Source organism: Clostridium muellerianum (assembly GCF_012926525.1).
In the GTDB taxonomy this organism is placed as follows: domain Bacteria; phylum Bacillota; class Clostridia; order Clostridiales; family Clostridiaceae; genus Clostridium_AM; species Clostridium_AM muellerianum.
This window is the reverse complement of sequence record NZ_JABBNI010000040.1, coordinates 1-11,118: the sequence shown is the minus strand read 5'-3', so window position 1 is coordinate 11,118 and position 11,118 is coordinate 1. Positions and strand designations below refer to the sequence as shown.

Annotated in this window: 8 protein-coding genes and 1 tRNA gene; all 9 read right to left on the bottom strand. The window is 30.8% G+C overall.

Annotated features, from left to right (window positions below):
* Nucleotides 1–251: 251 nt before the first annotated feature.
* Nucleotides 252–1,628, bottom strand: a complete 1,377-nt coding sequence (murD, locus tag HBE96_RS17905; RefSeq protein ID WP_169299089.1) for a UDP-N-acetylmuramoyl-L-alanine--D-glutamate ligase — start codon at nucleotides 1,626–1,628, stop codon at nucleotides 252–254.
* 611 nt (nucleotides 1,629–2,239) lie between these two features.
* A complete protein-coding gene (locus tag HBE96_RS17900; protein WP_169299088.1) occupies nucleotides 2,240–3,631 on the bottom strand; it encodes a glycine--tRNA ligase in 1,392 nt (463 codons plus the stop codon).
* A 488-nt stretch (nucleotides 3,632–4,119) separates the two neighbouring features.
* Nucleotides 4,120–4,194 (bottom strand) — tRNA-Asn (locus HBE96_RS17895).
* 215 nt (nucleotides 4,195–4,409) lie between these two features.
* Complete coding sequence (gene lysS, locus HBE96_RS17890; RefSeq protein WP_169299087.1) at nucleotides 4,410–5,918, bottom strand: lysine--tRNA ligase; 1,509 nt, start codon at nucleotides 5,916–5,918, stop codon at nucleotides 4,410–4,412.
* A 16-nt stretch (nucleotides 5,919–5,934) separates the two neighbouring features.
* Nucleotides 5,935–6,417, bottom strand: a complete 483-nt coding sequence (gene greA / locus HBE96_RS17885) for a transcription elongation factor GreA (protein WP_169299086.1) — start codon at nucleotides 6,415–6,417, stop codon at nucleotides 5,935–5,937.
* 300 nt (nucleotides 6,418–6,717) lie between these two features.
* The gene (gene dusB, locus HBE96_RS17880) at nucleotides 6,718–7,698 is read right to left on the bottom strand and encodes a tRNA dihydrouridine synthase DusB (RefSeq protein WP_169299085.1); all 981 of its coding nucleotides are present in this window, start codon (nucleotides 7,696–7,698) and stop codon (nucleotides 6,718–6,720) included.
* Between the two features lie 2 nt (nucleotides 7,699–7,700).
* Nucleotides 7,701–8,486: a type III pantothenate kinase gene (locus tag HBE96_RS17875; RefSeq protein ID WP_169299084.1), complete on the bottom strand. Its 786-nt coding sequence runs from the start codon at nucleotides 8,484–8,486 to the stop codon at nucleotides 7,701–7,703.
* Between the two features lie 147 nt (nucleotides 8,487–8,633).
* Complete coding sequence (locus HBE96_RS17870; protein WP_169299083.1) at nucleotides 8,634–9,020, bottom strand: thioesterase family protein; 387 nt, start codon at nucleotides 9,018–9,020, stop codon at nucleotides 8,634–8,636.
* 145 nt (nucleotides 9,021–9,165) lie between these two features.
* Entirely contained in the window at nucleotides 9,166–10,968 is a 1,803-nt protein-coding gene (gene ftsH, locus HBE96_RS17865) for an ATP-dependent zinc metalloprotease FtsH (protein ID WP_169299082.1), read from the bottom strand.
* Between the last annotated feature and the right edge of the window lie 150 nt (nucleotides 10,969–11,118).

Genomic DNA, 11,118 nt, shown 5'->3' with positions numbered 1-11,118 from the left:
CTTTACAGTTATTTTGAGTAAAGGTAAAATTATTCATAGGATAATACCTGCCTTTCTTAATTTTTCTCTGCAAAGAAAATTATACTTCAAGGCTTGGTATTATCCATTATTTATTTTTTGGAAACTACAATATGGAAACTACTAAAGTTTCGTTTGTACGAAACTTAGGTAATTAAGAATTTTTATATCAACTTAAATTAAAAATTATAAATTATAATATAACGCAGCTGAAATTTATTTTATACTTTGTATTACAATTTTTTAACTAATTCTTTAAACTTGTTACCTCTAGCTTCAAAATTTGGATATGCATCAAAACTAGCGCAAGCTGGTGAAAGAGTTACTATATCTCCAACCTTAGCAATATTTTTGGCTTTGTTTAATGCTTCTTCTAAATCTTCTTCCATCATTATAGGTATCTTTACACTTTTCTTCTCCATAACTTTTGAAAATGCATCCATTATTTTATTTCTAGTCGCTCCAACTAATATTAATGCTTTTATGTTTTCATATCCTTCTTCTGCTAATACATCAAAAGGAATTTTTTTATCATATCCTCCTGCTATTAAAATAACAGGTTTCTCAAAAGCCTTAAGTCCTGCTAAAGTTCTACTTGGACTTGTAGCTATTGAATCATTGTAATACTTTACCCCTTCTATTTCTCTTATAAATTCACATCTATGTTCTACTCCTGTAAAACTTACAGCTATTTTTCTCATGCTTTCTATACTTACATCATCGCTAACTGCACAAAAAGCAGCAAGTAAATTTTCCACATTATGCATGCCCTTTATTTGAATTTCGTTTAACATACAAACTTCTTTTTCTCTTATATATAACTTATTTTGTTCAAAATGAGCTCCATTTCTAACTTTTCCTCTTATACTAAACCCTGCTACTTTTCCTTTAGCGTCATCGAACATAGAATTTGTTAAATCATCATCTTTATTCAATACTAATAAATCTTCCGACTGCTGATATTTAAAAATATTCTTTTTTGAATTTATATACTCCTCCATGTCCTTGTGAATATCTAAGTGATTTGGACTTAAATTTGTAACAACTGCAACTTGAGGTGAAACGTTCATAGTCATAAGCTGAAAACTTGATAACTCCAGTACTACTCTGTCGTCGCTATTTATTTCTTCTATTTGAGAAAATAAAGGCGTTCCTATGTTTCCACCTACCCAGGTTTTGTAACCTTGCTGTTTAAGTATATTATAAATTAATGTAGTAGTTGTTGTTTTTCCATCACTACCAGTAACCCCATATATTTTTGCAGGACAATATCTTATAAACTCTTCCATTTCGGAAGTTATATATGCACCATTATTTTTTGCATTTACAAGTGCTGGACTATCAATTCTCATAGAAGGAGTCTTAAATATTACGTCAAAACCCTTTAAACTATCCATATAGTTATCTCCTAATACAAGTTTTACTCCTTTTGCCCTAAATTCCTTAGTAGCACTTCCTAATTGCTCTTCACTTTTTTTATCAAAGGCACTTACTTTCGCACCTAGTTTTAATAAAAAATTTATCAAAGGTTTATTACTTATTCCTATACCGACTACAGCTGTATTCTTATCCTTTATAAATTTTTTAAAATCTGAAAAATCTTTTTTCATTATTAAGCCCTCCACAATCAAACTATAAGTAACTATTTTCTTATAATGTACTACTTAATTATACCACTTTAACATAAAATTAAAATTGTTTCACCTTTATTAGTATATATGAATATTAAAAATCTTAATTTTGCTATAATACTAAATTTATTATGATATACATCTACAATATTAAGTTAACTATATGACAAATTTCTTCATATAAATATACCAAGCTTTGTTTTCTATATTCAATATATTTGCTGAACATAGTCGAAATTGTAAGAAAATACTTAATTTAAAAACTTTATTGTAATGTATTGAAACTTTGTAACTTCATATGCTATACTAATTAGGTGCCGTAAGGAATATTAATATAATTCCCCAAGTTTTAATTAAACATATAACATATCCCCATGATTAAACCCTACTTTACCGGATTATTTATCCGGTATTTTTTTATGCCTTTTAATTATAGTTTAAATTCTAACACATACAATGTTTTTATTTTAATAGTGTTTTAAAAACTTAATACAAGAAACTTAAAAAGCTGTGAAATTTAGATCTAGTCGTAAATTTCACAGCTTTTTTGTATAAATTATTTGTTTTATAATAAATTTAAATACATCTATTTAGAATTCCATTTTTTCTTTTATAAACTCTTCAAGTTCGTCTATCTTCATTCTAAATTGTTCCATAGTATCTCTATGTCTTACTGTTACTGTATTATCCTCTAATGTATCAAAATCTATTGTTATACAATAAGGAGTTCCTGCTTCGTCTTGTCTTCTATATCTCTTTCCTATACTTCCTGCTTCATCATATTCTACATTAAATTCTTTTCTTAATTTATCATAAACTTCTTCAGCTTTTTCTGATAACTTTTTAGTTAGTGGAAGTATAGCTGCTTTTACTGGAGCAATAGCTGGATGAAAATGAAGTACTGTTCTTAAATCTCCACCTTCAAGCTCTTCCTCATCATATGCATCAACTAAAAATGCTAATGCAGCCCTATCTGCCCCTACAGAAGGTTCTATACAATAAGGTATATATCTTTCATTTGTAACTGGATCAAGATAAGACATATCCTTTCCTGAATGATTCTGATGTTGTGTTAGATCATAATCTGTTCTATCAGCTACTCCCCATAGCTCTCCCCATCCAAATGGGAATAAATACTCTATGTCAGAAGTTGCATTACTATAATGAGAAAGTTCTTCTTTATCATGGTCTCTAAATCTTATATTATTTTCTGAAATACCAAGACTTAATAAGAAGTTCCAGCAGTATTCTTTCCAATAACCGTGCCATTCCAAATCCGTACCTGGTTTGCAGAAGAATTCAAGTTCCATTTGTTCAAACTCTCTAGTTCTAAATGTAAAGTTACCTGGAGTTATTTCGTTTCTAAAAGATTTTCCCACTTGTGCTATTCCAAATGGCACTTTTTTTCTTGAAGTTCTTTGAACATTTTTAAAATTTATAAATATGCCTTGAGCTGTTTCTGGTCTTAAATGTATTTCTGATTTAGAATCCTCTGTTACACCCTGATATGTTTTAAACATCAAATTAAACTGTCTTATATCTGTAAAATTCTTTTTTCCACAGTTAGGACATTCTATCCCGTTATCTACTATATATTGTTTTAACTTTTCATTACTCCAGCCATCAGCACTAGCCTTTTCCACTCCGTTTTTAGTCATGTGTTCTTCAACTATCTTATCTGCTCTAAATCTTCCTTTACATTCTTTACAATCCATAAGAGGATCTGTAAAGTTTCCAATGTGACCTGATGCAACCCAGACTTCACTGTTCATAAGAATAGCAGAATCTATTCCTACATTATGCTTATTTTCATGAACAAACTTCTGCCACCATGCTTTTTTTACATTATTTTTTAATTCTACACCTAAAGGACCATAATCCCATGTATTTGAAAGCCCTCCATATATTTCTGATCCTGGATACACAAAACCTTTATTTTTAGCTAAAGCCACTACTTTATCCATTGTCTTTTCTACTGCCATTATAATTACCTCCTAAAGTTTATTTTTAATTTTAGTAGTACTAGTAATTGACTATTAAAGTATAAAAAAAGACCTACCTTTAAAGAGACGAAAATTACTTCCGCGATTCCACTCTTTTTGGCATAATCCCTACTCTTTAAAAAACCTGCTCAAAAGCTCCTTTCATAAATAAAACCTTAATTGTTCGCACTTGCCACAATCTCTCTTATAAGTTTTTATTTATTACTTTTCTTCATCATTGCAAAAATATTAGATTATATAATAAAAAAAAGACCCTACACCTTAAAGGGACGAAAACTTATTTCCGCGGTTCCACCCTTTTTGGCACAAGCCCTGCTTTCTTACATTTTGTTCAGAAACTCCTTCATAATTAAATCTTAATTGTTTTCACCTGCCACAATCTCTCTTATAAGACCTTCATTATTACTTTTCTTCATCATTACAAAATATTCAATTTTTATTAACTTAAATGTTATTAAATAAAAAAATGGCTCCGCGAAAAGGATTCGAACCTTCAACCTATCGGTTAACAGCCGAGTGCTCCACCATTGAGCTATCGCGGAATATCTTAACTATATTTATTATTATACCAAGTTTTTTTTAAAATGCAATAGTCTTTTTAAGTTTGTTTGCACTTTTTTAAATTTTTATTTATATTATATATCCATTTATTAATTTTATGCATAATTTATTGCTAATTCTTATCACTAGTGCTTAAATTGATGCATAAAATAATATTCATCCTAAGCATTTATACTTAAGATGAATATAACACTTTTTATTGTTGTTCTGGTTTCATTGTTGGGAATAATATAACATCCCTTATAGAAGAAGAATTTGTTAAGAACATTATCAATCTATCTATACCTATACCAAGCCCACCTGTTGGAGGCATTCCTATTTCTAATGCATTTATAAAGTCATTATCCATCATATAAGCTTCGTCATCTCCAAGTTCCCTTTCCTTTAATTGTTGAAGGAATCTATCTTTTTGAACTATAGGATCATTAAGCTCCGAATATGCATTACATACTTCTCTACCGTATACAAATCCTTCGAATCTTTCCGTAAATGCTTCATTTCCTCTCTTCTTCTTTGTAAGAGGTGAATTTTCTACTGGATAATCACAAACAAATGTAGGCTGCATTAACTTATCTTCGCAAAACTCTTCAAATAATGCGATAAGTATATCTCCCTTTGTACAATCCTTTAATTGTTTCTTTAATTCTATATGTTTTTCCTTTGCAATGCCTCTTGCTTCTTCATCATCTTTTATTGAATTAAAATCTACTCCTGTATACTCCTTAACTGCATCTACCATAGTTAATCTTCTCCATGGTGGTGTAAAATCTATTTCTGTATCTTCATAAGTTATTTTTGTAGTTCCTAGGACCTTCTCACATACATAAGCTACCATATTTTCAGTTATTTCCATCATATCGTTATAATCTGCATAAGCCTGATATAATTCCATACATGTAAATTCTGGATTATGTCTTACATCCATACCTTCATTTCTGAAGTTTCTACCTATTTCATATACCCTTTCAAATCCACCAACTATAAGCCTCTTTAAGTATAGTTCTGTAGCTATTCTTAAATACATATCTAAACTTAATGCATTATGATGTGTAATAAATGGTTTTGCAGCAGCACCACCTGCAATAGTTGAAAGAATAGGTGTTTCTACTTCTAGATAATCTTTATTATCTAAAAAAGCTCTTATAGCTTTTATTATTTTAGTTCTTTTTATAAACGTATCTTTAACATCTTGATTCACTATTAAGTCTACATACCTTTGTCTATATCTTAAATCAGGATCCTTTAATCCATGCCACTTTTCTGGTAATGGTCTTAAGGACTTAGCCAAAAGTTCAAAATCTGTAATATGAAGAGTAACCTCTCCTGTTTTAGTTTTAAATACAGTTCCTGTTATAGATAAAATGTCTCCTATGTCAAAAGACTTATATTCTTTAAGTCTTTCTTCTCCAACATCATTTATCTTTATGTATAATTGTATTTTTCCATATCTATCATGAAGATCTGAGAATCCAGCTTTTCCATGAACCCTTTTTGACATAAGTCTTCCTGCAACAGTAACACTTTTACCTTCAAGTTCTTCATAATTAGATTTTATTTCCTCTGATACGTGTGTTCTTTCCACTTTATATACATCAAAAGGATCTTTCCCTTGTTCTTGAAGGTTAAAAAACTTCTCCCTTCTCTCTTTTATAAGTTGGTTAAAATCCTCTTCTAACTGGTTTAAATTTTTTTCATCATTCGCCATTTATATGCCCTCCAATTTATCTTCTTATGCCAAGTATTTCGTACTTACTTACTCCATCTGGCACTTGCACTTCAATTATGTCTCCTACCTTTTTACCTACAAGACCTATTCCTACTGGTGATTCATTAGATATTTTATTGTTCATAGGATCTGCTTCTGCCGAACCAACTATTGTATATTCAACTTCTTCATCAAAATCATAATCCTTAACTTTTACAATAGAACCTACACTTACTATATCTAGTGAGATTTCGCTCTCATCTACTATAGTAGCATTTTTCAACATATTTTCAAGTTGAATTATTCTTCCTTCAACAAATGCTTGTTCATTTTTAGCTTCATCATACTCTGAATTTTCACTTAAGTCCCCAAATGAAAGAGCAACTTTTATTTTTTCTGTTATTTCTTTTCTTTTAACGGTCTTTAAGTATTCAAGCTCATCTTCTAGTTTTTTCACACCTTCATAAGTCATTACATACTTCTTTTTTGATTCACTCATTTTACTCTCCCCTTTTAATAATTTACTAAGAAACCTTATATAAATAGTACTTTGAGAAATTACTTATTTATATAAAATTACCTTAATAATCATTTAAGTAATTAAAAAACAGCATTATTGCAATGTCAACATTTTCAATTATGTTTAATCTATCCATATTAACAACTAATTACCTTGCACTAAATCATATTAAAGTTTATTATACTCACAAACACTTTTTATATTAGAGTTAATATGTTCTATTTACGCCACAATCTTTACCGAAAATTTGTTTATGTTATAACTTATTCCATTTCACTATTAAAAATTACTGTTAATTTTAATATATTCTTTATATTGTTTTAAAATTGAGATAACCTTTTCGCTACTCTTTTCGTAATTTATAATATCTTTTATTTCTTTATTATTGCTTAAGCTTTTTAAATACCATCCAACATGCTTTCGCATTTCTCGTACAGCCTTTTCCTCTCCTTCATAATAAAGAGCCATCTTATAATGTTCTATGCACATATCTATTTTCTCTTCTCCTGAAGGATAAATTACATTCTTATTTTTATTTTTTTGATGAATTTGATTGAATATCCAAGGGTTTCCCATAGCCCCTCTTCCTATCATTATCCCATCACAATTAGTATATTCAAAAATTTTCACTGCATCATCTGCAGTAACAACATCTCCATTTCCTATAACAGGAATTGAAATTGATTTTTTTACATCAGCTATTATATCCCAATCTGCTTTTCCTTCATACATCTGTTCCTTAGTTCTTCCGTGAACAGTTACTGCATCTACACCTGCTTGTTCCAACTCTTTTGCAAATTCTACAGCATTAATATTATTAGAATCAAAACCTTTTCTAAACTTAGCAGTTACTGGTTTTACTGAAGCTTTTTTTACTTCTCTAACTATTTGAGCAGCTAGCTTAGGATCTTTCATTAATGAAGAGCCTTCTCCATTTTTAACTATTTTAGGAGCAGGACATCCCATATTTATATCAACTAGGCAAATATCTTCATTGTCGTTAAAAAAGTCACAGGCTTTAGCCATTACAAAAGGATCATTTCCAAAAATCTGAACTGCTACAGGAGCTTCTTCCTTTGATATTAACAACATATCTTTTGTATTTTTGCTTCCGTAAAACAAAGCTTTAGCACTTATCATTTCTGTATAAACAAGTTCACAACCATTCCTTTTACACAATTCTCTAAATGCTATGTCTGTAACGCCTGCCATAGGAGCTAAAAAAACACTTTCTTTAAACTCCAAGTTTCTTATTTTCATTATTACACCTGCTCTTTATTTTTCTCATAAATTATTCTAAGACCTTTTAATGTTAAAATTGGATCTATTAAATTCATAAATTTAGACTCTTCACTAATAAGCTTAGCTAACCCTCCGGTTGCAACTACAAGTGGTTCATCCTCTCCGAGATCCATCATTTCCTTTTTCATTTTACTAACTATATAATCAACTTGACCTATGTATCCATATATTATACCTGCTTGCATACTAGCTACTGTGTTTTTACATATTACGCTATCAGGCTTTATTAATTCTATTCTTGGAAGCTTCGCTGCACGTTCAAATAGTGCCTCAGAAGCTATTTTTATACCTGGGCATATAGTGCCTCCCAAATAATCTCCTTTCATAGTTACAGCACAGAAAGTAGTGGCTGTTCCAAAATCTATAATTATAACTGGTTTCTTGTATATTTCCCTTGCAGCAACAGCATTAACAATTCTATCTGCTCCTACTTCTTTAGGGTTATCATATTTTATATTTATACCCGTTTTTATTCCTGGTCCAACTACTATTGGTATAACTTTAAAATATTTTACTATCATATGTTCTAATGAATACATAATATTAGGAACAACTGAAGATATTATTACGCCTTCAACATCTGACGGATCTAATTTATTATGCAAAAATAGATCAAGGACTTGAATACCATATTCATCTGCTGTTCGCTTCGAATGTGTTGACAATCTCCAATCTACAATAAGTTCCTTATCCTCATAAACTCCTAAAACTATATTTGTATTTCCCACATCTAAAACTATAATCACTTAATACACCGCCTTTCAGTTTAAACACATATACATAATTAAAGAGCAGCTCTAAAGCTGCCCCCCAGTATAATCTCTATATGTCAATTTAATAACTTAATTTTATCAGTTAAACTTTATTTGTCAAGACAGGTTTACCTTTTAAACTTATCTTTGTATTTTTTCCATAAATTCTTCACTGTTTACTATATACCTTGTATGAGTTCCTTCTCCTATCTTTCCTTTTTCATCCCATGCCTCTACACTAAATACTAACCTTTTCCTATCTACCTCTATTAAACATGCTTCACATCTTATTTTCATTCCAACTGTTGATGCTTTAATATGCTTTATATTAATTTCGATTCCTACTGTAGTATATCCGCACGGAAGATGCAAATCTACACAGCTCTTAGCTGTATTTTCCATAAGTGCTGCCATGGCAGGTGTGGCAAATACATCTATATTCCCAGAACCCAACTTACTTGCTATATCATTGTCCGTTACATATATTTCTCTTGTAGATGACATTCCTTTTATTACATTAAACTCCATAAGATCATCCCATTTCATCCTAATTTTATTTTAAAACTTCAAAAATACATACTTATTATATCATTGTTGCTAACCTTTTAATATATATTTGCAATAAAATAGAGGCTATTAACCTCTATTTTATTAGTAATATTAAGTTTATATTTTACGCTTGCTCAAATATTTCTTCAAATTCATTAGCTTCAAGTTTTTCTTTCTCTAAAAGAGCCTTAGCAACAGCATGAAGTTTGCTTGTGTTTTCATTAAGAAGTTTTTCTGCCTTGTTATATCCCTCATCTATAAGCTTTCTTATCTCTGTATCTATTTCAAAAGCTACTTGTTCACTAAAGTTTCTTCCTTTTCCTAAATCTCTACCTAAAAATACTTCATCATGTCCTGAGCCAAAGGCTATTGGTCCTAAATCACTCATTCCATAATCCATAACCATTTTCTTTGCTATAGTAGTCGCTCTATCAATATCGTTTTTAGCACCTGTGCTTATATCTCCTATTATAAGCTTCTCTGCTACTCTTCCACCAAGCAATCCTACTATTTCATCTTCAAGTTTAGTTTTGGACATATAAGAGCTGTCTTTCTCTGGAAGATGCATAGTATATCCTCCAGCCATTCCTCTTGGTATTATACTTATTTGATGAACTGGATCTGCTGTAGGAAGTAATTTCATAACTACAGCATGCCCTGCTTCATGATAAGCAGTAAGCTTTCTGTCTTCCTCATCAATTACTCTACTTTTCTTCTCTGGTCCAGCTATAACTCTAGTTACCGCTTCTTCTAACTCATCCATATTTATTTCTTTTTTATCTTTTCTAACTGCTAGAAGTGCTGATTCATTCATTAAATTTTCTAAATCAGCTCCAGTAAATCCTGGAGTTCTTTTTGCAAGCACATCAAGTTTAACTTCTGGAGACAAATGCTTATTTTTTGAATGAACTTTTAAAATTTCTTCTCTACCCTTAACATCTGGAGCTCCAACTAATATTTGTCTATCAAATCTTCCAGGTCTTAAAAGCGCAGGATCTAAAATGTCTGGTCTATTTGTTGCCGCTATCATTATTATGCCTTCATTCGCACCAAAACCATCCATTTCAACTAGCAATTGATTTAAAGTTTGTTCTCTTTCATCATGTCCTCCACCAAGACCTGCTCCTCTTTGTCTCCCTACTGCATCTATTTCATCTATAAACACAATGCAAGGTGAATTTTTCTTGGCTTGATCAAATAAATCTCTAACTCTCGATGCACCAACACCAACAAACATTTCCACAAAATCTGACCCTGATATACTGAAAAATGGTACGCCAGCTTCTCCAGCTATAGCCTTCGCAAGAAGCGTTTTTCCAGTTCCCGGAGGTCCTACAAGTAACACTCCTTTAGGAATTCTAGCTCCCATTTCTATATACTTTTTAGGTAACTTTAAAAAATCTACAATTTCTGCAAGTTCCGCTTTTTCTTCATCAGCTCCTGCCACATCCGCAAAAGTTACTTTCTTTTTATCCGGCGTGGCCATCTTGGCCCTGCTCTTACCAAAGTTCATTACATTTCGGTTGCCACCCCCACCTTGGGATTGTTGCATAAACATAAACCAAAAAGCTACGAGCATTAATATTAAAAGTACCGTTGGTAAATATTGTACCCACATAGGGATTGTTGCAGGCTTAACATAAACTTCTTTTACATCTCCATTCTTAGGATGCTCAGCAATAAACTGAAATAATCTTTCAGAAGGAACAATTGTTTCATATGAGTTACCATTTTTCAAAGTACCATCTACGGTCATCTTATCTTCCTTTACTTGGAAACTCTTTATATTGTTATCTATCCAATACTTTTGAAATTCATTAAAATTAATAGTTGTTGAACTTTCATTTGTTCTAGCAAGCATTAATGCTGCAAGAATAACAAATACAAACACTATAACCCAGGCCGTTGCACTTGAAAATTTTTTCATCACAGGCCCCCCTCTCTTTTTAGGTTAGTGTAAAATTTTTTTACACTATTTTTATAAATTTTCTTTATATATCAAGGGTTACAGAGTTTTTTAAATAAAAAAACAATGACCCCCTATTTCATGTTATAATTGAATCTCTCACCAAACAAA

Bases quoted from the DNA above. Each gene is read 5' to 3' on its own strand.
- murD (WP_169299089.1), bottom strand. From the start codon at position 1,628: ATGAAAAAAGATTTTTCAGATTTTAAAAAATTTATAAAGGATAAGAAT.
- HBE96_RS17900 (WP_169299088.1), bottom strand. From the start codon at position 3,631: ATGGCAGTAGAAAAGACAATGGATAAAGTAGTGGCTTTAGCTAAAAAT.
- lysS (WP_169299087.1), bottom strand. From the start codon at position 5,918: ATGGCGAATGATGAAAAAAATTTAAACCAGTTAGAAGAGGATTTTAAC.
- greA (WP_169299086.1), bottom strand. From the start codon at position 6,417: ATGAGTGAATCAAAAAAGAAGTATGTAATGACTTATGAAGGTGTGAAA.
- dusB (WP_169299085.1), bottom strand. From the start codon at position 7,698: ATGAAAATAAGAAACTTGGAGTTTAAAGAAAGTGTTTTTTTAGCTCCT.
- HBE96_RS17870 (WP_169299083.1), bottom strand. From the start codon at position 9,020: ATGGAGTTTAATGTAATAAAAGGAATGTCATCTACAAGAGAAATATAT.
- ftsH (WP_169299082.1), bottom strand. From the start codon at position 10,968: ATGAAAAAATTTTCAAGTGCAACGGCCTGGGTTATAGTGTTTGTATTT.